This window comes from Oceanobacillus sojae, from assembly GCF_007991515.1.
Classification (GTDB): domain Bacteria; phylum Bacillota; class Bacilli; order Bacillales; family Amphibacillaceae; genus Oceanobacillus; species Oceanobacillus sojae.
This window is the reverse complement of sequence record NZ_BJYM01000010.1, coordinates 169,030-190,299: the sequence shown is the minus strand read 5'-3', so window position 1 is coordinate 190,299 and position 21,270 is coordinate 169,030. Positions and strand designations below refer to the sequence as shown.

Below are 21,270 nucleotides of genomic sequence, written 5' to 3'. Positions count from 1 at the left end.
ACATATATTTTCCTTTCCAATTTCTTTACGTATAGAAAGCGTTTTCTTATAATAAGAGTATCGAAGTACTTGAAGGGGGACTTTATAAATGGATACAAAAGAGGGTACTTTGCTTTTTGAACCAAGTAAAACACAAGTGGAACAGGCAAATATCACTTCTTATCGTACTTGGTTACAAGAATATAAACAAATTCAAACGAAAGATTACCATACTTTATGGAAATGGTCTGTGGAGGACTTTGATACATTTTGGGAATCCATTTGGGAATATTTTAAAATCCAGTCGCACGAGTCGTATCAAAACGTTCGTTCAAGCAAGCAGATCATCGGCACAAAATGGTTTCCTGAAGCAACCATCAACTATACAGAGCATGTATTCCGAAATAAATCGCTAGATAGCCCGGCTATTATTCATACATCAGAAAAACGGCAGCGGCAGGAAGTTTCCTGGGAAAAACTTTACCAGGATACTGCTGCGCTTCAAAATACACTGGAAAAACAAGGGATTCAAAAAGGAGATCGTGTTGCCTGCTATGCACCAAATATCTATGAAACTGTCGTTGCTTTCCTGGCAACTGCAAGCCTGGGTGCTGTTTGGTCCAGCGCCTCTCCTGACTTTGGGACACAAAGTGTGATGGAACGCTTCCAGCAAATTGAGCCAAAAGCAATGATTACTGTCGACGGTTATTCTTATAATGGCAGGAAGTTTAATAGATTAGATGTTGTCAGAAAGCTGCAATCTGCACTTCCTTCCTTAAAAACGACGATAACTATTCCTTATCTAAATAATCAGGCCGATTTCAGCACCTGTGTCCATCCAATTTCCTGGGAGGATGCAACAGGCTGTCAAGAAAAGCTGGAAATGACTTATACACCTGTTGCCTTTAATGATCCGCTTTGGATATTATATTCTTCTGGAACAACAGGTAAACCGAAACCCATTGTACATAGCCAGGGCGGAATTTTATTGGAGCATTTAAAGGCGGTCCATCTGCATATGGATTTAAGCGCGGGTTCACGCTTCTTCTGGTTTACAACAACTGGCTGGATGATGTGGAATTTTCTTGTTGGCGGATTATTAACCGGAGCTTCCATTATTCTTTATGACGGGAGCCCGGCTTATCCGGATAAACAGGTTTTATGGCGGCTTGCAGAACAGACAAAAATGAATGTATTTGGTACCAGCGCCAGCTTTATAACTGCTTGTATGAATGAAAATATGATGCCGAAGAATAATTTTGATTTATCCCATTTGAGAAATATCAGTTCAACAGGCTCTCCGCTTTCCCCAGAAGGATTCGAGTGGTGCTATACACATGTAAAGAATGATATTTGGCTATCTTCTGTAAGTGGAGGTACAGATGTATGTACAGCCTTTTTGCTTGGCTCTCCTATTCTGCCAGTATATGCCGGTGAAATTCAATGTGCAGGTTTGGGAGCGAAAATTGAAAGCTTTGATGAGGATGGCAATGCTTTAACAAATGAGATTGGTGAGCTTGTTCTGACTGCTCCATTTCCAAGTATGCCAATTTATTTCTGGAATGATGAATCCGGATTTCGAATGTACCATAGTTACTTTGATACTTTTCCAGGAGTTTGGTGTCATGGAGACTATATAAAATTAACAGATAGAAATACCGCTATTATTTACGGAAGATCTGATGCTACTATTAACCGTGGCGGCATCCGAATTGGAACGAGTGAAATTTACCGTGCTGCAGACCAAGTTACAGCAGTTGAGAACAGTTTAATGGTTGACCTTCCTCAAGGAAATGGTGATTCCATTACTCCATTATTTGTTGTTCTCAAAGATGGAGAAGAGCTTACCGAAAGCTTGGAACAGGAAATTAAGCAGCAGCTGCGTACACATTGCTCGCCAAGACATGTTCCTACACATATTTACAGGGTAGAAGAGCTTCCGCAAACCCTGAATGGAAAGAAAGTTGAAATTCCCGTTAAAAAAATCCTGATGGGACAGGATGCTGCGACAGTTATTAATAAAGGCTCTCTGATTAACCCTGACAGCCTGGATTATTTTATCGACTTAGCTAAGAAAATATAAAAAATGCTGATTGAGGAGGCTTACTCTTCAATCAGCATTTTTTTCATTTTAAACCGGGTTAATAAAACGCCCTTTCTCTCTACATTTTCTTCTTCAATTAATTCAAAGCCATACCTTTCAAAAAATCCCCTTGCTGTAATGCTTGAGAAAGTCCAAATAAGCGTAATTTCTTTCTTCCTTGCCCACTTCTCTGTCTCTATTAATAAAACGGAAGCAATTCCTAAACGCTGTTTATCCTTATGTACATACAGGCGGTCTAAATAACCGTCAGCTCGAATGTCAGCAAAACCGACAATCTGCTCCTTTATTTTTGCGACGAAGGTTTGATTTTTCAATAGAGAAGCTCCCCATTCCTTTAATATATTCTCTTTCTCTTCTGCAGGAGCCTAGGCGGCAATTTCCTCCTCACTGTAATCTGCTCGATTTACTTCCTCTACTGTAGCGTAAAACAAGTCAACAATCTCCGCTATATCTTCTTGCGGAAAAGTCTTTATATGTATTTCACTCACAAAAACCTCTCCCTCACCCGCAACTATATTGCTGACTCATATAGAATTACAGCTGATGGAGGGCGGTCTGCCCTTCCATCAGCATTTTTAATCGAGTCAGCGAAATACCTTATTCTCTTTTTTATCACATGGATAGTAATATAATAATTGACGGGATAATCAATACTAATGAAATAATTGTTAAAATCCCCATGATTAATAATAAATTCCCGTACTTATTTAACAGCTCATTCACGTTACCTGCTGTTAAATCATCTGAAGATATAATATTGGAAGCTTCCACACCTGTCTGATAAAAGAGATAACCCGTTATAATTCCCGTCACACCACCGATAATTCCGCCGAGGCTCCCAAAGAAACTTACAATAATAGATAATGAGCTGAATATAATGGATGTCACACCAACTAATTTCCCCCATTTTGCTATTCTTTTTAAATTGTCCCTTTCTAAATACTCCATAAAAATTCCTCTCCTGTTAACGACTTTAGTACTATATTCACCTTCTATCGATTAGTTAAACATTTTCCAGTTCATTATTTGATTTATTTACCACTTATCACGTTCTAAAGATTAAAATTTGTGATTCCTGTTCTGCCCGACAGGATAAAAAGGGAACCATCAGATAAAAATGCTGATTAAGGGATAAACTTCCCACAATCAGCATTTCTTCAATTATTTAAAAACCGCTATAAGAATCACGATGGAATTTTCCGTATACTTGATGCAGATATTTATCCGGAACAGCTTCCTCTATTATTGGAAATATCTCTCTTTCCTCAAAACGAACATTGTTCTCTAAAAGCTCACCAAGACGATTCATCTTTTCATATGGATCTTCCTTGTTTTCTCGTATAGCATAAATGAGTCCGCGAATTTGTAGATGCTGATAAAGCATTTCTTTCATTAATTCAGTATCTGGTTTTTCAGCAAATACATCATAAAGGGGCAGCAAAACTTCTTCTTCATCCCGAAAATGATGAACAGCATCCTTTTCCCAATAATCAATAAGACCCCGAATAAATTGTCCTAATGATTTATCTGTCTTTTCTGTACCGGCCTGCTTTAATTCCATCGCTTGTACTAACGCATGATGATGGTGATGTGATAATGGTTTCAAACCATCATGCCTCTGCTTTTTCACAATAAAACACCTCCGACACTTTCTGATCAGCTTCTCCCGGTTAAAATAGAGAAAAGCCCTTTTTTTGCCCTTTTTTTTAGTATAAACCAAAGACTATCTGCTTTTATACTATTTCACTTTTTTATGATTTCTTTTTCAGATAATACGCTTCCTGAAATATATGCAGCTAAAGCCAAAAGCATAGATGTTACAACAGAATGCATTCCAAATGGCTGTGGATAAAAAGTTTCAAAGATAATATAGCTGATGACACCGGTGAGCATCGAAGCAATGGCTCCGTGCTTTGTACCTCTCCTCCAATAAAGCCCGAGAATAATCGGCCAGATAAAAGCAGCCTCCAGACCGCCCATGGAGAATAAATTCAGCCAGATAATTAAATCTGGCGGCTGCAGCGACATGAAAACAACAATGATTCCTATTAACGCGGTAGCACTCATACTCCATCTGCGAATGGTTTTATCACCTGCATCTGGACGGACATAATTTAAATAGACATCTTTTACAATTGTGGAACTTACCATTAACAGCAGCGAGTTAACTGTTGTCATAATCGCTGCCATCGGAGCAGCCAAAACAATTCCTGCTGCCCAGCCTGGTAAAACGGCCTGCGCTAGCTCTGGCATAACTGTATCGCCTATTTCAATCCCTGGAAGTACTGTCCTGCCAAACACACCGATTAAATGCATATTCAGCATAATAAAACCGACAACAAAGGTACTGATAATAATACCGCGATGCAGCGCCTTTGCATTTTTATAGGACATGGCACGGACAGCAATCTGCGGCAGAGCAACGACTCCGACTCCGACTAATACCCAAAAGGAAGAGACATAAGCAGGCGTCAGGCTTCCATCTGAACCAAATGGCGTAAGAAGATTGGGGTTCTCTGCAGCCAGATCACTCATAATCTGAGATACGCCGCCACCTGCAATAATAACTGCAACTAGTAAAACAAGCGTGCCCAGAAACATAATAATCCCCTGAATTCCATCTGTAATAGCTACTGCCCGAAATCCGCCAACGACAACATATACTAAAACAGCAAACGAAAAAATACATAAAGCTGTAAAATAAGGTATTCCGGTCAATGATTGAACCAGGCGTGCACCGCCAATCCATTGTGCAGACATCGCTGAGAACAGGAAAATCAAAATACTGGCTGCCGAAAGAAGTACAACCCATTTTGACTGATATCTTTCCTTTAAAAAATCAACAATCGTAACCGCCTTGTACTTCCTTGTAACGATAGCGAACCGTTTCCCTAGCACCATCAGTACAAAATATCCTGTGGCCAGCTGTGTCATGGATAACAATACCCAGCCAAGCCCTTCATTATAAGCTGTTCCCGGCCCGCTCAGGAAGCTGCTCGCACTTCCATATGTAGTTACCAGTGTCATTGCCAAAATAAATCCGCCGAGACTTCTTCCGCCAAGAAAATATTCCTGTAAAAACGAGTCAGAGCGGCTGACAAATTTACCTGCCCAAATACCCACTATAAAAACAAGGCTAATAAAGATAAATAATGGTAAAACTGCTTCCCAATTCATGAGTGAACTCCTTTTGGTATATAAGATATAATGTCTTTTATCTACTCTTCCTCTTCTAAGGATATATCTTTAAAAAAGAACTTAACAACAAGGATTGTTAAAATCATCATCACAATAAATCCAAGAATACAGCTGAAGAAAAACCAAGCTGGGAAGCCTAATATATAATTATAGGATTCCGGGGATTTATTCCCGAGCCCATAGGCAAAACCAAACCACCAGATAAAATTAAAAATAACAAGACCTACGCCCAGCCAAGCTTCACGGTTAGCAGTTTTGTAGCGTTTATCCGTCCATTCTTTTCTTTCCATAAAGAAGCTCCTATCCAGAATAGATTATTTTCTTTTTTACTATAATCAACTTTCTATTCACTGTAAACTAATTAACAGTAAATAGGAATGAAGGAAATTTTCTTTATACCCCTTAAGAAGAAAGACGACTTTCTATCAAGAAGAAGTCGCCTTGTATAATTTTCGTGTATATTCTGCCTTTCTTCATTATTGTATCCAAATTTAATAAGAAAAAATGTTAACCCTGAATTAACAAGGGTATTCAAAATCCCTAATAGTACCGGAAAATCAATATTGAATGCAAAATAGCGATTAACCAGCGTAATAATAACTCCGGTAAGAATTAAATGAGAGCTGACTCCAAATACTTTAAATTTGAAGTTTCTGCTCTTAACTGTATATACCCCAAGAGGAATCAATAGAACAAAACTCATGTAGGAGTTTATTGCCAGCCAGCTTACTGCTTCGATAGAATTATTTAAAATCAAGGAAGGCCAAATATTTAGTAAAGTTTTTAAACCAAACATATAAAAGCTTATATAGAATAACAGACCTACTATATTTAGAAAGGTGCGTTCTATTATTAGATACCATAAACGATGTTTCCCATTTTTCATTTCATATATAATTTCACAAACAACTGCCAGCAATAAAACCCCCACCATTATGTATAACTGCATTATTGGTACATTCCCTTTAAATATTTCGAGCAAGAATTTAATAACGTTCAATAACTCACCTAACATTTCATTCACCTCCACTTTTTATTACATCGATCATCCCTTCTCGATATGCTGTAATACTCCTTACTAAAACTCAAATGAAGCTGTATTAAATTCAGGCTTCCATCATATTTCATCTTCAAACGACAGGTTTACTGGTTTATCCTGCAGCTCACCCTGTATCTCCAGATTCGTTGCCGGAGTATTTTCATCTACTTCTTCAAAGGTAAATTGATCTGACCACACCGTTCCTTGGCCAGATAAAATGATACCAAACGAAATAACAGCGCTTTTTTCAGGTACATCTAAAACAATAGAATAGCGATTCCAGTTTGTAGTTCCCTTAATAGGGCGATTACTCATATTATCAAATTGAACAACATCTTCCATTGTGTCATCCACCCGCATCCACATCCCAGCATATGTTTCTACATCTTTTGTACGGATAAAACATGAAAGCCGAATACGTTTGTCGACAAACTGATTGGCCTTAAAAGCCTGCATCATCGTTGCAAAATTCGTTGAATCAAGTACTGTTTTGGATTTCAAATAACCAGATGCCTTTCCTTGGTGAACAATCTCATGATCAACTCCCATTTCATAACTAAACGGATCTGACCCACTCAGAAACCAACCTTTTATTTTTGTTTCCATGTACGATTCCTCCTTATTTTTTATCACGTCAGACATCAGCCTGCGATATTGACCGGGGGGTAACTTGTATATTTTTTTAAATGCTCTTGTAAAGGATTCTTGTGATTCAAATTGATAGTATAATGCAATGTCAAGAATTCGTTCGTTTGAATAGAGTAAGGCGACAGAAGCATTTGCTAACCTCCGCATCCGAATGTATTCAGTAATCGTCATACCTACCGATGATTGAAATATTCGATGGAAGTGGAATTTCGAAAAGCTTGATTGCCAAGCAATATACTCCAATGTAAGAGGCTCATGCAGATGCTCCTCAATATACATAATGGTTTGTTTTATAACGAATTCATAGTTATTCAACGTAAGCTCCCCTCCTTTATTTATAGAATATCAAAACCCTCTATCAACTTTTTGATATATCTTGCGAAATGATTGTTTTTTTCTTCCTGATATCATTCAAACACTGTGTTATTACAATCCATACAATGAAATTCAACTTCATTCCTATTATTTAAATTCATCAATGGTGTAGTCCGGGGACTTCATCATTTCCATGGCATTGCAGCCATACCTAGACAGGCTCCAATGGTAGAAATAGTGCATGATGATATTAGACCTGACGGTGGCAATTGGGAATGGATTTTTGACGAAAGAAGTATTAATCCAGAGCAAGATTTTTCACAAGGTTATTTTTTACTAGATCCTGGTGAAGAAGATGAACAGGTATTTTACTACTTTTTAGTAGCTCATTTTTCCGGTGAAATTGTATTCGAACATTGAGACGGCGAAGTAAGGTACTTCCAAATAAAAGAAGACAATTCTGTCGTGGAAGTTTATTGAGATAAAGGTGAAACCTTATCTTATTTTATTTTCAATTGAATTGTTCCTTCCCCCTGTTCTTTAAGATTAATAGTTTATTATTGCGTTTGTAAAAATAAACTTTTTTGAATATTTTTTAGTGTGGGGGTTGTTTTAATAGTTATTTATGGTAGAATTGGTTCTAAATTGGAAAGGAGAGGGTACTATAGTATATTTTAAAGTCATTAAATGTAATGAAATTGATTGTTAAGGTGGGACACTATGAAAAAGATAATTTTAGTAATAAGTATTTTACTTGTTATAGTAAGCTTTTTACTATTTTATAGTGTGAAAAAGGAATATATCGGTCTAGTTAAAATTTTAGAGGTGCAAAATACTGACGCAAGTTATTTTCTCACTTTTCAAATTATTGATTGGGGAGAAACAGTTACTGTAGAAATTGATAGTAATTTTGAATTTATTGATGAAAATTCCAATCGTGTATCTTTTAATAGAGGATGGGATTCTATTAAAGTGAACGAATATTACCACGTAGATGTTATTAAGGAAAATGGTTTGAAAAGTCTGAATGGTCGGAAATATACCTTGAAAAATATGTACCTATTAGAAAACAATTGAAAGGGGATACAAATGAAAAAATCATTATTATCTATAGTAGTTTTTGTAAGTTCAATTATATTTTTGTTTTTTCGTTTCCCAATCAAAAGTAGTTACATAATCTATAATGGATTCCTCTAAGTTCGTAAATCCAGTATAATCTGTCATATAAAAAACCTTATCTACAGTAGTGTAAATTGGATGATTTCTTATAGAGATTTTTAAATCGCAATATCCATATTTTTCCACCACGATATATGCGGATTCGGTCTTTTCAGACTTACTGTAACGAACTACAGTGCCGGTCAGTGTTTTATATATTCTTTTAATTACTTTAGGTAAAATAAATTCTCTTAAATCTTGTATTATTTTTTCGGGTAAGGGTAACATTTAACCAAAAAAAAAGAAACACTGTTGTTTAGCGCTTCTTTTCACCAAATTTCAAGGCCATAATAAATATTTTTCCCATACTCCATTTATTAATTGATATTTTAACCGGGCATGCTTTCTGCTGCCTGCCAGAATTCTGCTTCCTTGGCAACGACCCGGTACTGTGTCCAGGCAGGAGAAACAGCACCCGGATTCTTCTCCAGATCATTGACTTTTTCTTTTAAAACGGTATCCAGATCATCCGGCTTATCAAGAATCTCACTCTGCTTTCCCAATAATGCAATTGCCCACATTCAATAACCATTTATCCTATGTAATCGCAAGCTCCTCATTGATGCTTCTTAAACAACACTCCACTATTGTGTTTTCTCTTGAATGCGCATCGACAACAAAACTCCAAGCAAGGCCAGCACAGCCATAATAATAAATGCATATGTTGTGCCCCAATATGTTCCTACTTGCTCCGGGACATCCATCATAGAAGTGGTCACACTGATAACAGTGGTTAATATAACAACGCCAAAAGCCATTCCCAATTGCCGCACTGTATTGATAATGGCAGAATTATGTGCCATTTCCTTCTCATCTAATACATCGACACTGACAGAAACTAAAGGCATCAGTGTCAAACCAAACCCTGTCATAAAAAAGCAAAAATAAATCATTATCAGGAATGGAGAACTGTCAATATGCAGAGTTACCATAAGTACGAGGGAAAGTAATGTAGAGGAAAAGCCGATAACAGCTAACATTCTTCCACCATACCGATCATATAAATTTCCTGAAATAACAGATACGATACAAAGAAGAACCGTACCCGGGACTAATAAAAAGCCAGATAAAAAGGCACTGGTTTCCAATACATTCTGCGCAAACATCGGCAAGATCGTTTCTGCTGATAGTAACAGCATCATATTCATAAAAATAAGCACTACCGTTAACAAGAAAGTCCTGTTTTGAAATAAGCGGACATTGAGTACCGGGATTTGAATCGCTAATTGCCGTCTGACAAAAAGATATAAAAGAATGACACTGATTAAAAATGGTAAGATAACTAACATCAGATTCAGCCCGGCGATACTAATATTACTAATACTAAAAATAAACAAAGAAAAAGCCCCTGCTGACAGAATAACAGAGAGAATGTCCAAACGCGCTGCCTGCTTTTTCAAAACATCTTTCATATAGAAAATGGCCATAATCAGCAGAATAAGAACTAATGGCAGCATAAACCAATGGAGTATACGCCATTGGAAGACATCAATAATCATTCCCGTCAATGATGGCGCACTCGCCGGTGCTACATTGACTACTCCGCCTAACAATCCCAGAGCAAATCCCCGTCTTTCTTTAGGGAATACGGTAATTAAAATCGTTTGGATAACAGGTAATATAACACCTGTTCCAACTGCCTGCATTGCCCTCGCAAGAATTAATTGTATGAAGCTTTGTGAGAGCGCCCCTACAACAAGGCCCGCTGCCATACAAATAAGGGCAAAAATTAAAAGAGCCTTTGTTGAGAATCGATTGGACAAATACCCGGTCAGCGGAATAAATACAATCGTTGTTAATAAGTAAATAGTCGTCAGCCATTGAACCTCGGTTGCGTTAACCTGAAATTCTCTCATAATTGTCGGATAAGACGTGATTAATAGAAACTGGCAAAATGTTAACAAAAATGCGGTAGCCAGTGTCACAATAATAACGCCTTTATTTTCTAATTTATTTCCCATTTCTCCTCCTCATTTCTTCTGACCTTGTATTCCAGGTGAAATTCAGTTGAATTGTTTTATCATCAAATAATGTGGAATCCCGTCTTCCATAAATTCATCCGAAGCAGTTTCATACCCGAGCTTATGGTAAAATCCTTCCGCATGCGACTGTCCATGCAGCTTTGCCTGAGTCAGACCTTTTTCTAAAGCGATTTCCTCTAAGGACTTTACGATAGTCTTCCCAAGACCATATTTACGATAGGGCTTCAAAATACAGATCCTCTCTAGCTTCCCTACTCCCTCTACTGCTCTAATTCTTCCTACTCCTACAGGCTTATTGTCGTAATATACTAAAATATGATCGCAGTCAGCATCCAGCGAGTCAAATTCATCAAACTCCTCTTCCTCTGCCACTTCCTGCTCCTTAACAAAGATTTCTTTTCTAATTTCAAAAACTTTCTGTAAATCCTGCTCTTCTGTTACTATTTTATATGTCATACTGTGCCCTTTCCAGATTCATTTTTATTAAATAATATAGTAGCTATCATTATAAGGCAATCTATTATTGTTGTAAATGCAACAATAATAGATTATTTGATTTAAAAGCTTTGAAAAAGCCTCTCAGTCTAATTTTGACTAAGAGACCACTTCCTTTTTATAATAAGAACGTTGCTCTTTATTCTTTATCTTCTACCCTGTTGAAGATTGCTTCCGGAATCATTTCAAAGCCTTCAATCACGGTATTCTCTTCCACTTCAATCATTAAACAGAGCTTGCCGTCAAGCGTTGTCTGGCGCACATAGCGTAGATCCTGGGGGCATACTTTAATATCAGCAACTTTTGTTTTAATTTTAATGGACTTCGAGGTGTATTTCGGTACCACACTCGTTGCCTTGAGCTCATATTTTTCATCATCAATTACTTTTTTAAAAGCAGACTCTACCTTTTCTGGATCAATATCCTGCACACCGCTGCTGGTTAATACCTTTTCTACATCCCGATAATCGAGTTTTGGTGTATCAGGCTCTTCATTTTCTTCCACAACACGCTGAATCTCATCATATACATTCGCCAGTGTTGTCGTATTAATTTGATCCCCCGCAACATCCTTTACAATCTCTTCGAATACAATCTTATCATCCTCTGCTGTCATTGCTTCCTCAGCATTCAGAACTTCTTCGATAAGATGATAATCCAGCTCATATGGTTTAGAGGCGGAATAAAGCACATGATTCACATCTGCCGCACCGCCAGTAAAGGATGGGAATAAGAAACCGCCAATCGGCGCTTTTAAATTAATTACCGGATCCACGACAAAATGGTATTTAAACTCCTTCTCCACATAATCGAAAAGCAGCTCTTTTTTCGGGTCCATCGTTTTGTTGATGCTGCATAAAATAAAAGGACTTGAATAAACTCTGTCCCGGCTGCTTTCTTCCGATTCTTCATTACTCCGTTTCGCAGGCTTTGCGTATTCCCCGTGGATAAATGTAACTACAATATCCATCTCATATTGCTTATCCTTCAGCATTTTCGCTACCAGCTCCAGCATCTGCTCCTTCCATTCCTCTGTATCTCCTGAGAGCATTGCCTTATGAAGTATGAGCTGACTGCTATCTTCCACATCACGCTGAAACTTAAGCTCGAATAATTTCTGATCTAACTGGCCTGTCAGCACCTTTTTAAAATTCGCCATAAACAAGTCCTTCTGCTCATCCTCCAGCAGTTCAAACGGTGTACTTTCGTAATGATAGATTTCACTTGATTCCTTCATAATATATACATTAAAAATATCCTGGATTTTTAATAAATCATTATTTACTTTGAATTGTTTTTTTATATCTGCAATATCTTTTTTATTCAAAATGGATTCTCCTCTGATTCTTAATCGGCTTATCACTTTTGCTGTTAGATTCTCAGCAGTATCTATCCATTTTATCATAAAACAATGCTGGGTTCAGTGGAAGATGTACTTTTACTTAAGTGAGATTTTTAAGCAAAAGAAAACTGGATTAATATAGATTCCGATGATTGAATCCCTTTTAATTCGTTTTTTTGTTAACAAGCATTTAATATTATAACTTACTATTTTGGTAGTCTGGCATTTCTTTTTATCATTTAGTGCTCCATTTTAGTCTCAGATTTCATAACAAAAATCTTGATACAATTCTGCGAAAAGTATATAATATTATTGTTCGCTTGATTTCTAATACACCATTAAAATATTTCGGGGCCTTGGTATAATGGGATTACGTTTGACTGGCAGTCAAATAATACGGGTTCGATTCCCGTAGGCTCCACTACCGGTAATACATAAAAACACGCTTGCTTATTCTAATTTAGAATGAGAAGCGTGTTTTTTAATGAACTTCTTTTTTTCATATATTTTTATTGAAATATATGAAATGATGGAAGCAATCAATATAGTAATTCCAATTACTAGAGTAAAATTTACTACAGAAAATATAGAGGAATCATTATTTTGATAATTAATGTAGTACACTATTGTTAAAATCGTAAGACTACTATGTTACCGATTAAATATCTTTTTAGCGATTTTATCGAAGGCTTCATGATATCCCCCTTTCAAACAATTAGACTTCTTTAGCTTTCAGTTCGTTTATATTTTGTAGGCCAGGCATTGAAGCCAATTGTCTCAATAATGCCAGAGGTTCCTTTCCGGTTAATTTGCGCAATACTAATTTATCTTTCTCTAATGCAGGAAATATTTAATGTCTCCCTTATTTATATTTATTTAATATTCCCTCTGGAATATGACAATAATCATTAGGATATCTGGCTAACCTGTCTTGATGCTCCTCAGCGCTTCTTACATAATTGGTAAGCGGCAATACTTCAACCATAATACGCTCATAATCATCTCTATTCTCAAGGAACTCCTTTGCTTCTTTTAAATGCTCCGGATTTTCACTATATACACCTGTTCTATATTTTTCACCAACATCCTGCCCTTGTTTATTCAAACTGTACGGGTCAATGATTTCAAATAAATATTCCATGAATTCCTTCATCGTTACAACCGTCGGATCAAATTCTGTTTTTACACATTCGACGTACCCATCATACTCACCTTCAAGCGTATGACTTGTTCCATTAGCTCTTCCCGCTTCTGTAAATGTAACTCCAGGTAACGTTTTTATAAAAGCCTGCACTCCCCATAAACATCCACCTGCAAAGTAGACTACTTCCATATTGACTCTCCTCTTTGCGTTTAAATAACACTCAAAATTAAATTCTAAGTAATTATAAAGCTGTAGTTACTAAATTGATTCATATTCAACGAATGATACCTTCTCACTTATCCTAATTACTAATAAAAACAGGATAGCATTTTAAAACTCTGCATGCTACCCTGTTTTTTTCATAACCTCTCCCGGTTGTATTTCAAATTTAATCTTTAAAAATTCTTGTCCACTAAAGGCTTTCCATCCTGGTCAACCATAACAGTCAGCCCTGCTCCATAACCTTCTTGATGCAGTATGTACAGTACACCCGTCTCATTATCCCGAATCACCTTGGTAACCTTCATCTTTCCCTGAGTATAAACTTCTTCAAAACGATTGTCTGCCATTATTACACCCCTCATTAGTTTTTTCTGATTAAATTTTGAAACGGCTTTACTTTAATCTTATTTTAACATACAAAAATTATTTCCCTTCCTTAGATTGTTTGAATAATCATTATAAGGAAGCTTGTAAAGATTCTTTTATTTATCTCGCAATTCTATTCATTTATATAAGTTTTTCTTATTTAAAAAGATAACTTTTTGATATTTTCCTTATTTTTCTTGCTATGATAAGATAAAATCATCTTTAAATTACATATCTCCATATTTAGTAAATTTTATAATCCAGCAATGAAAAATTTAGATTGAGGTTTGAAATGTTTATTTATATTCTATTAGACGTGATATTTCCAATATTGATATTAACCTTGACCGGCGCAGTATTACAAAGAAAATTCCAATTTAGTCTGAAGCAGCTGTCTACATTGATTACTTATTGCTTGATGCCGGCTGCTGTATTTGTGAACATCTATAATATTAGCATTCAAATAAATTTGTTTTTCCAAATAATATACTATCTGATACTTTATAGTTTAGCCCTTATTGTCGTCAGTAATATTATTTCAAAAATATTAAAATTAGATAAAGGCGAAAGTGCAGCCCTAAAGAATAGTATTTCGTTAATGAACTCCGGTAATTACGGCTTGCCGGTAAGTCAATTAGTTTTCAGCCACAATCCCTTAGGTTTTTCTATTCAGGTTTTTATTTTAATTTTCCAGAATCTTTTAACGTATTCTTATGGAATCTATAACTTATTATCAGCAACCAAATCAATCGGAGGTATTATTCAATCATTTTTAAGACTGCCTGTATTTCATGCGCTTATATTAGGTATTCTCTTTCAAGCTTTTACCATTCCAATTCCTAATTCTATCATGATACCTCTTGACCAGCTTGCGGATGGTTTTGTTGCCATAGCGCTCTTATTACTGGGAGCACAATTATCTAACATTAAACTTCACTTTTTCCATAGAGTCATCACATGGTCTTTAATTGGAAGGCTGTTCGTTGGACCGTTATTAGCGCTTGCTGTTATATATCTGCTGAACATCGATGGCGTTGTTGCACAATCATTATTTATTGCAAGCTCTTTTCCTACCTCCAGAAATACATCAACGATTGCTATGGAATATCAAATAAAGCCTGAACTGCATGCACAAATTGTTTTGTTTTCAACACTTTTAAGCATCATCACCGTAACTGTCGTTATTTATTTTTCATATATTTTGTTTTGAGCCAGTTTGATTGAGTGCCAAGAATCTTTGATATAATAGATTTTTGGCACTTTTTTAATTATGACAATTGTAATTATTTCTGATGGTCTGCAGGTCTGATTACCTTATTTTATCCTGAATAACTTCTATTTCAATCTAATTCGAAAGGCTGCCAACTGTGAATATAACTCAACCTCTTCACGCGTAGTCACTTTCTTTAAATTGTAGCTTTCTTAAAAATTACCTTCTTTCTGTTTACTTTTACAAACCTCTCTCTTGATTAGTTAATTTAATGTTGAATTTATGAAGGTTAATATTGAACAATATCGTACGTTTTAAAACAGAAGGAAGGGGTATATCAAAAATATAGAGAGTTGCTATATACATATGACGGAAAAATTAGCAATAATTCCTTACTGAAAAATCATTTTTTTCACTTTATAACAGAAAACTGGACAATTCTGAACGGTATCAGTATTTTGTCATGGCAGTTACTATAATCCTTCCAAAAAAATCTTACAATTTAAAATTATTTTACACAGCACCCTTGTATTTTTCACCTAAACGTATTACAATTAAATTGTGATAAACTTCACAAACTTTTTCTATTTCATTATAAGAGAGGAGCAATAAAATGAAGAACTTTATAAGTATACTAGGATCAAATTCAGATTATTCAACCAATCGTCTCTTGCTGCAATTTATTCAAAAGCATTTTAAAGATCAGGCTAACATTGAAATTTTTGAAATTAAAAACTTACCTGCTTTTAATAAGCCGGAAGACAGGAAAGCACCTCATGAAGTACAGGAACTCGCGGACAAAATAAGAGAAGCAGATGGAGTAATCATCAGTTCTCCGGAGTATAATCACTCCGTACCGGCGGCATTAAAAAGTACATTAGAATGGTTATCCTATACGAATCAGGCATTAATTGATAAGCCGGTTATGCTGACTGGAGCTTCCTATGGAAAATTAGGCTCTTCCCGTGCGCAGAGTCATTTACGGCAGATGCTTGATGCACCTGAATTGAAGGCACGTATTATGCCAAGTTCTGAATTTTTAATCGGTTATTCCTTACAGGCCTTTGATGATAATGGCAATTTAACGGATCAACGTAAAATAGAAGCTCTTGAGCGGATTTTTAATGACTTTGTACATTTTGTTGATATTACCAATCAGTTAGTTAATGCGAATGAATCTCATCAAAAACAAGCACCAAGCTACTCATGGGAAGCCAAATAATTATTAGGAGGTATACAGATGAAACTTGTCGGAATTGTAGGATCAAATGCTGAATTTTCTTATAACCGTCTGTTATTAAATTTTATTGCAAAAAACTTCAAGAAATTAATTGACGTTGAAGTTCTGGATATTAAAGATGTACCAATGTTCAATCAATCGGACGATCAAACAAATAGTGAAGTAATCCAAAATTTAAATAAAAAAATTGTGGAAGCAGATGGTGTTATTATTGCTACGCCGGAATATAACCACTCCATCCCGTCCGCATTACAAAGTGTCTTGGAATGGCTATCGTTTAAAATACATCCTCTTGATGGAAAACCAGTAATGATTGTGGGGGCTTCTTATGATGTTCAAGGATCTTCACGATCTCAATTGCATCTGCGGCAAGTATTAGATGCACCTGGTGTAAACGCTGTCGTTATGCCGGGAAATGAATTTTTATTGGGTGAAGTTTATGATGCATTTGATGAAAATGAAAACCTGAAGGATGCGCAAACAGCCCAATTCTTAGAAACTTGTATAAAGAAATTTATCCGTTTTATCAATGTTGTCAATGTTCTGCAATCACCTGAAGGAATGAAGGATCTATCCGATGCAGAGGATTTATATGCTACTGGAGCAATTGATACAACTGTTGAAGGTATCGACATGTCAGCTGATGACTGGCTCGAACAGGCTGCCGAAGCAACACAGGCAGTGGAAGGTAATACTTATGTTAAATTAAATCGCGGGCTTTTAACGGTCAATCAGCTCAATTATTTCTTGAATTCCATGCCGGCGGAATTGACTTATGCAGACAGCAATAACCAATTCTTATACTATAACCACCATATGGAGAAGGAAGATATGCTGGCAGGACGCAGGCCGGAACAAGTAGGAAGCCCACTGGCAGAATGCCACCCGGAAAGAGTGTTCAGCAGCGTTTCCTGGGTTATTCAACAATTACGCAGCGGGAAACAAGATGTGGTACGGACGCAGGTGCCTACACATGGTCCAGATAAATTTGTAGTCCACAGCTACCAGGCTGTACGTGATGACAATGGGAATTATCTTGGAATCAATGAATATGTACAAGATATTCAACCGGTGATTGACTGGTATTTAGAACAGACAGGTCAACAGTTAACCGGTGGCGATGTAGATGCCGTATCAGGAGCTACTTCAAAAGTAGACACCGTGTCAGGAGCAACGGCCAAAGCTTAAAGACAGTTAATAAAAAAGAGGTCATATTGGCCTCTTTTTCGAATTTCATTCAAGCATTTATTTTCTAAGGTGAATAATAATTTATTAGAGGATGTTCAAAGTATAAGAATACAAAAGGGTGATAATATGGTAATGCAAACTCGTGAAATACATATGATGGGAACTGTTATTCAATTATCTGTTCAGCATGACTATGCAGATTTTGTTTTGGAAGAGCTGATCCTCCGACTGAAGGAATATGAGAAACGTTTTAGTGCGCATGATTCTGCTTCAGAATTAATGGAAGTGAACAAAAACGCAGGGATTAAACCAGTAAAAGTGAAGTCAAGTTTATACGAATTAATCAAAATCGGTAAGGAACACAGCACTCAGGCAGACAGTTCCTTGAACATTGCAATTGGTCCTCTTGTTCAAGCCTGGCGTATTGGATTTGAGGATGCTGATGTTCCCTCCCAGACATCCATTGAATCCTTACTCAGCAAAACTAATGCCTGTGACATCATACTGGATGACAAGGAACGAACCGTATTTCTAAAGCATGCTGACATGTTTATTGATTTAGGCGCTCTGGCAAAAGGGTTTATTGCTGATCTGCTTATTCATGATTTGGAATCGATGAATGTATCGGAAGCTTTAATTAATTTAGGCGGGAATGTCATAACACATGGTGCTTCTTCCAAACACGAGGATGGTTATTGGCGGATAGGGATTCAACATCCTTTTCTCCCACGTGGAAATTATATCGCTGTTTTAAGAGCATTCAATCAATCCGTTGTTACATCCGGGATTTATGAAAGAAGTTTTACTAAAAATAACAAAACATATCACCATATTTTGAACCCTCAAACCGGATATCCGATTAAATCAGAAATCGCCGGTTTAACAGTAGTTTCAAAAAAGTCCGTTGATGGGGAAATATGGACCAGCCGTTTATTTGGAAAGACACCCCGGCAAATTATTGATACGTTGAATCAACTGGAAGATATTGAAGGGATTGTCGTTACGACAGATAGTGAGATTTGTTATACGGAAGCTCTTAAACCATATATTAGTGAGGACATTTCATAATTCTGTGTCTTTAGAAAGCCGGAACAAGACTTTTACATCCTGATTTAAAATGAGTCTTCAATTTCACTTTTTCACAAACATAAAACACTCTTCTTAATTTTGACAATCAGAGGAGTGTTTTTAATCAGAAATAGAGCGCTTAAAACTATTTAAATCAGTCAGCCCCACCACATGGCTAAAACAAATAGAGACCACCAAGAGGTGAGTAATCCGGTAATTACAAACAGCGTAATATATATGCCAAGCTTTTCTTTATTTATTCTTTGTTTCTTATACTGAAAATAGATCATAACTAGAGAATTTTAAAATAAGAATATACTTATCAATGTTAAAACAGATAAATTATATATCGGGTATGATTCTGGGAAAATCCCATTCAAAAGATAAGCAAAGTCTTGCCCGAATATACCAAGTATAACCGCTAAAATAAAACTTCCTAATACAATTATATTGTTTTTCTTCATCAAGGCACACCTTCCACTTCATTTAAGAAGATGTTCAAAAAGTCCAAGGATTGGCCTGCTCTACACCTTTTCTATTACTCTTCCCTGAAACACATATGGAACTGCCTTTTCTAACAAGTTTCTAATTCCCTCTTTATGATATGGCATTCTTTTATCCGCTTCTTCTATGCTCACCCATGCTGTATCCGCAATCGTTTCTGTATCCTGTATCGAAATTTCTCCACTGATGACCTTTGCCATAAACGTAAAAAAGATTGCATGATGATTATATTTTTCCATAAATGCTTCATTCACCGAAAGTATATCTCCAGCTTCTATCGTCAAACCAGTTTCTTCTTTCGCTTCCCGGACAACTGCTTCAGATAAGATTTCTCCCTTTTCCACTGCCCCGCCAGGCATCGTCCAATCATCATGCTTTATATTTTTCACCATTAAAATTTTTTCTTCATTTTCATCTAAAATCAAAGCATAAACCACATCTACTCTCTCCATTGAAACATCCCCCTCGTATTATACTTTCCTTAGTTCCGTTCTGATAAGATGCTGCGTAATATCTTTTTACTTTCTTCGTCCTTTAGTCGATATGGCCGTCCAATTTCCTTATACACTTCTTTTTCCTCTAAAAGCTGTTTCGGATGGATAACCTTTGTAGTAACATTGTCCAAGGGAAAATTTTCATCTAATAGCGAATCGGCACGCCAAATCCACTCGGGCAAACCATTCATAATAAGACTGCCGTCACTGTGATAAGTAATGTAGTTAATGGAAAGATCTACATTATTTTTTGAAAATCAGATTGCCTGTTAAAAAAAGGTTCTTTCACAGCTATTTGTTTATACCCTGCTTTTACCAGCTCTTCTTCTAGAAATTCTCTATTTTGAATCCAGGTAACTAAGTCAATATCTTCATGAGTCCGGGTAACCTTACCAAGCAGAAAATCAATTGCCCATCCGCCTTTCACCCACATTTGCAGCTTATGTTTTTCAAAAAGTGCCTGCAGCTCCCTCAGAATTACTAGTTGGTTCTTTGTTTGTGTATTTAGCTGGTTAAAATCCATAACTTTTCCCCCTGCTCCCTACTATTCATCTGTTTTCTGCAACAGTGAAACCGCGTAACAATCCATTCTTTCAATCATCTTTTCCACAGTAATATCCTTTTTCCCAAAAGTTCCCCATCCAGGATAAACATCCGGCTGTCCTTCCAAAACATCCATTAATGAAACAATATCCCAATAAACGTCATAGGAAAAATGATGCTTATTTTTTTCCTGATAGGCAGATAAAAAAGCATCCGCAGCTTCCACACCATATAGCATGGCAAGGTTCCAGCGACAGTGTCCTACATCAATACCTGCATGACCTATGCAGCCATTTGCCCAATCTACCACACCACTTACCTCGTTATTCTTCCAAAGTACATTCACCGGATGAAAATCCCGATGAATAAATTTTGGTGTATAGCTTGGCTCCGGCTGTAGCACTATCTCCTTTAAAGCCTCCCATACTTCCTGTTTACCAGACCAGGCTGGAATTTCGATTTCATCCGCTTTTTGATAACGCTCATGCTGCCATGGGAAATCAATGATTGAATTATCGTGAATCTGAGCTAATATTTCTGCCAGCTTGCTTAACCATACCACCTGATTTTCGGGCAAAATATTTATCTTACCTTCTATTTTGCTCATTAAAAGAAGCGGTTTGCCGATAATTTCTCCATCAGGATCAGCAGCAATATATTGCGGTGTTTCAACAGCTAATAATGCTGCCGCCTTCAGACTGTCTACCTCCTGTTTAATATCTTTCGCTGTAAAGCTGCTCTTTTCATATTGACGCAGTACCAATTCCCTGCTTTCACCGGAAGATAAATACAAACCGATTATATACATAACGGCGGTCGTACTGCCTTCTAACGGATGAACATGGTGAATAACTGCCTTGTTTGAAAAATGAGAAACGATCCAGTGCTTTAGTTTTTTAGAAATATAAGCCATACAACCTCTCCTTCTTTATACAAAAATCCTCGTCTTACTAAAAAAGCAAACGAGGATT

At 36.6% G+C, this 21,270-nt stretch carries 25 protein-coding genes and 1 tRNA gene; 8 read left to right on the top strand and 18 right to left on the bottom strand.

Annotation, left to right across the window (positions count from 1 at the left end):
* Positions 1–88: 88 nt before the first annotated feature.
* A complete protein-coding gene (locus OSO01_RS13110; RefSeq protein ID WP_147210888.1) occupies positions 89–2,062 on the top strand; it encodes an acetoacetate--CoA ligase in 1,974 nt (657 codons plus the stop codon).
* A 20-nt stretch (positions 2,063–2,082) separates the two neighbouring features.
* On the opposite strand, the gene OSO01_RS13105 is transcribed toward OSO01_RS13110, so the two are convergent.
* The 8 genes from OSO01_RS13105 to OSO01_RS13075 form a co-directional block, all read right to left on the bottom strand.
* Positions 2,083–2,424, bottom strand: coding sequence for a GNAT family N-acetyltransferase (locus OSO01_RS13105; protein ID WP_281289852.1), 342 nt, complete (start codon positions 2,422–2,424; stop codon positions 2,083–2,085).
* Between the two features lie 24 nt (positions 2,425–2,448).
* On the bottom strand, positions 2,449–2,571 hold the full coding sequence (locus tag OSO01_RS23940; protein WP_281289850.1) for a hypothetical protein: 123 nt from the start codon (positions 2,569–2,571) through the stop codon (positions 2,449–2,451).
* 124 nt (positions 2,572–2,695) lie between these two features.
* Positions 2,696–3,031: a DUF5362 family protein gene (locus OSO01_RS13100; protein ID WP_147210887.1), complete on the bottom strand. Its 336-nt coding sequence runs from the start codon at positions 3,029–3,031 to the stop codon at positions 2,696–2,698.
* Positions 3,032–3,248: 217 nt separating this feature from the next.
* Positions 3,249–3,713, bottom strand: a complete 465-nt coding sequence (locus OSO01_RS13095; RefSeq protein ID WP_246145160.1) for a hemerythrin domain-containing protein — start codon at positions 3,711–3,713, stop codon at positions 3,249–3,251.
* Positions 3,714–3,826: 113 nt separating this feature from the next.
* Positions 3,827–5,260, bottom strand: a complete 1,434-nt coding sequence (panF, locus tag OSO01_RS13090) for a sodium/pantothenate symporter (protein WP_147210886.1) — start codon at positions 5,258–5,260, stop codon at positions 3,827–3,829.
* Positions 5,261–5,301: 41 nt separating this feature from the next.
* Positions 5,302–5,571 carry a YhdT family protein gene (locus tag OSO01_RS13085; protein WP_147210885.1) on the bottom strand — a complete coding sequence of 90 codons (270 nt, stop codon included), beginning with the start codon at positions 5,569–5,571 and terminating at the stop codon, positions 5,302–5,304.
* 71 nt (positions 5,572–5,642) lie between these two features.
* Positions 5,643–6,296: a hypothetical protein gene (locus OSO01_RS13080; protein WP_147210884.1), complete on the bottom strand. Its 654-nt coding sequence runs from the start codon at positions 6,294–6,296 to the stop codon at positions 5,643–5,645.
* A gap of 102 nt (positions 6,297–6,398) precedes the next feature.
* Complete coding sequence (locus OSO01_RS13075; RefSeq protein WP_147210905.1) at positions 6,399–7,247, bottom strand: helix-turn-helix domain-containing protein; 849 nt, start codon at positions 7,245–7,247, stop codon at positions 6,399–6,401.
* A 261-nt stretch (positions 7,248–7,508) separates the two neighbouring features.
* Between OSO01_RS13075 and OSO01_RS13070 the strand changes: the two genes are divergently transcribed.
* Both OSO01_RS13070 and OSO01_RS13065 read left to right on the top strand, forming a co-directional pair.
* Complete coding sequence (locus OSO01_RS13070; protein ID WP_147210883.1) at positions 7,509–7,703, top strand: hypothetical protein; 195 nt, start codon at positions 7,509–7,511, stop codon at positions 7,701–7,703.
* Positions 7,704–8,003: 300 nt separating this feature from the next.
* Positions 8,004–8,360, top strand: coding sequence for a hypothetical protein (locus OSO01_RS13065; protein WP_147210882.1), 357 nt, complete (start codon positions 8,004–8,006; stop codon positions 8,358–8,360).
* A 470-nt stretch (positions 8,361–8,830) separates the two neighbouring features.
* Here the strand turns inward: OSO01_RS13065 and OSO01_RS13055 are convergent, their stop codons facing one another.
* The 4 genes from OSO01_RS13055 to OSO01_RS13040 all read right to left on the bottom strand — a co-directional run bounded on the left by OSO01_RS13055 (position 8,831) and on the right by OSO01_RS13040 (position 12,305).
* Positions 8,831–9,022, bottom strand: coding sequence for an FMN-binding protein (locus OSO01_RS13055; RefSeq protein WP_147210880.1), 192 nt, complete (start codon positions 9,020–9,022; stop codon positions 8,831–8,833).
* Positions 9,023–9,085: 63 nt separating this feature from the next.
* A complete protein-coding gene (locus OSO01_RS13050) occupies positions 9,086–10,462 on the bottom strand; it encodes an MFS transporter (protein ID WP_147210879.1) in 1,377 nt (458 codons plus the stop codon).
* Positions 10,463–10,504: 42 nt separating this feature from the next.
* The gene (locus OSO01_RS13045) at positions 10,505–10,939 is read right to left on the bottom strand and encodes a GNAT family N-acetyltransferase (protein ID WP_147210878.1); all 435 of its coding nucleotides are present in this window, start codon (positions 10,937–10,939) and stop codon (positions 10,505–10,507) included.
* Positions 10,940–11,117: 178 nt separating this feature from the next.
* Positions 11,118–12,305 (bottom strand): DUF4317 domain-containing protein, encoded by a 1,188-nt coding sequence (locus tag OSO01_RS13040; protein WP_147210877.1) that lies wholly within the window; start codon positions 12,303–12,305, stop codon positions 11,118–11,120.
* A gap of 365 nt (positions 12,306–12,670) precedes the next feature.
* Between OSO01_RS13040 and OSO01_RS13035 the strand changes: the two genes are divergently transcribed.
* A tRNA-Ala gene (locus OSO01_RS13035) sits at positions 12,671–12,741 on the top strand.
* A 441-nt stretch (positions 12,742–13,182) separates the two neighbouring features.
* Here OSO01_RS13035 and OSO01_RS13030 read toward each other — a convergent pair.
* Complete coding sequence (locus tag OSO01_RS13030) at positions 13,183–13,653, bottom strand: peptide-methionine (S)-S-oxide reductase (protein ID WP_147210876.1); 471 nt, start codon at positions 13,651–13,653, stop codon at positions 13,183–13,185.
* Positions 13,654–13,859: 206 nt separating this feature from the next.
* Positions 13,860–14,033 carry a DUF6440 family protein gene (locus OSO01_RS23405; protein ID WP_186813664.1) on the bottom strand — a complete coding sequence of 58 codons (174 nt, stop codon included), beginning with the start codon at positions 14,031–14,033 and terminating at the stop codon, positions 13,860–13,862.
* 311 nt (positions 14,034–14,344) lie between these two features.
* Between OSO01_RS23405 and OSO01_RS13025 the strand changes: the two genes are divergently transcribed.
* The 4 genes from OSO01_RS13025 (at position 14,345) to OSO01_RS13010 (ending at position 18,758) form a co-directional block, all read left to right on the top strand.
* Positions 14,345–15,262 carry an AEC family transporter gene (locus OSO01_RS13025; RefSeq protein ID WP_147210875.1) on the top strand — a complete coding sequence of 306 codons (918 nt, stop codon included), beginning with the start codon at positions 14,345–14,347 and terminating at the stop codon, positions 15,260–15,262.
* A 613-nt stretch (positions 15,263–15,875) separates the two neighbouring features.
* On the top strand, positions 15,876–16,484 hold the full coding sequence (locus tag OSO01_RS13020) for an NADPH-dependent FMN reductase (protein WP_147210874.1): 609 nt from the start codon (positions 15,876–15,878) through the stop codon (positions 16,482–16,484).
* 18 nt (positions 16,485–16,502) lie between these two features.
* Positions 16,503–17,690 (top strand): NADPH-dependent oxidoreductase, encoded by a 1,188-nt coding sequence (locus OSO01_RS13015; RefSeq protein WP_147210873.1) that lies wholly within the window; start codon positions 16,503–16,505, stop codon positions 17,688–17,690.
* Between the two features lie 126 nt (positions 17,691–17,816).
* Complete coding sequence (locus OSO01_RS13010) at positions 17,817–18,758, top strand: FAD:protein FMN transferase (RefSeq protein WP_147210904.1); 942 nt, start codon at positions 17,817–17,819, stop codon at positions 18,756–18,758.
* Between the two features lie 524 nt (positions 18,759–19,282).
* Here OSO01_RS13010 and OSO01_RS13005 read toward each other — a convergent pair.
* The 4 genes from OSO01_RS13005 to OSO01_RS12995 are packed head-to-tail and all read right to left on the bottom strand — an operon-like array spanning position 19,283 to position 21,212.
* Positions 19,283–19,714 carry an NUDIX hydrolase gene (locus OSO01_RS13005; protein WP_147210872.1) on the bottom strand — a complete coding sequence of 144 codons (432 nt, stop codon included), beginning with the start codon at positions 19,712–19,714 and terminating at the stop codon, positions 19,283–19,285.
* A gap of 29 nt (positions 19,715–19,743) precedes the next feature.
* Positions 19,744–19,947 carry a hypothetical protein gene (locus OSO01_RS23740; protein ID WP_246145159.1) on the bottom strand — a complete coding sequence of 68 codons (204 nt, stop codon included), beginning with the start codon at positions 19,945–19,947 and terminating at the stop codon, positions 19,744–19,746.
* A 47-nt stretch (positions 19,948–19,994) separates the two neighbouring features.
* Positions 19,995–20,279, bottom strand: coding sequence for a nucleotidyltransferase domain-containing protein (locus OSO01_RS23735; protein ID WP_246145158.1), 285 nt, complete (start codon positions 20,277–20,279; stop codon positions 19,995–19,997).
* A gap of 21 nt (positions 20,280–20,300) precedes the next feature.
* A complete protein-coding gene (locus OSO01_RS12995) occupies positions 20,301–21,212 on the bottom strand; it encodes a phosphotransferase family protein (protein ID WP_147210871.1) in 912 nt (303 codons plus the stop codon).
* Between the last annotated feature and the right edge of the window lie 58 nt (positions 21,213–21,270).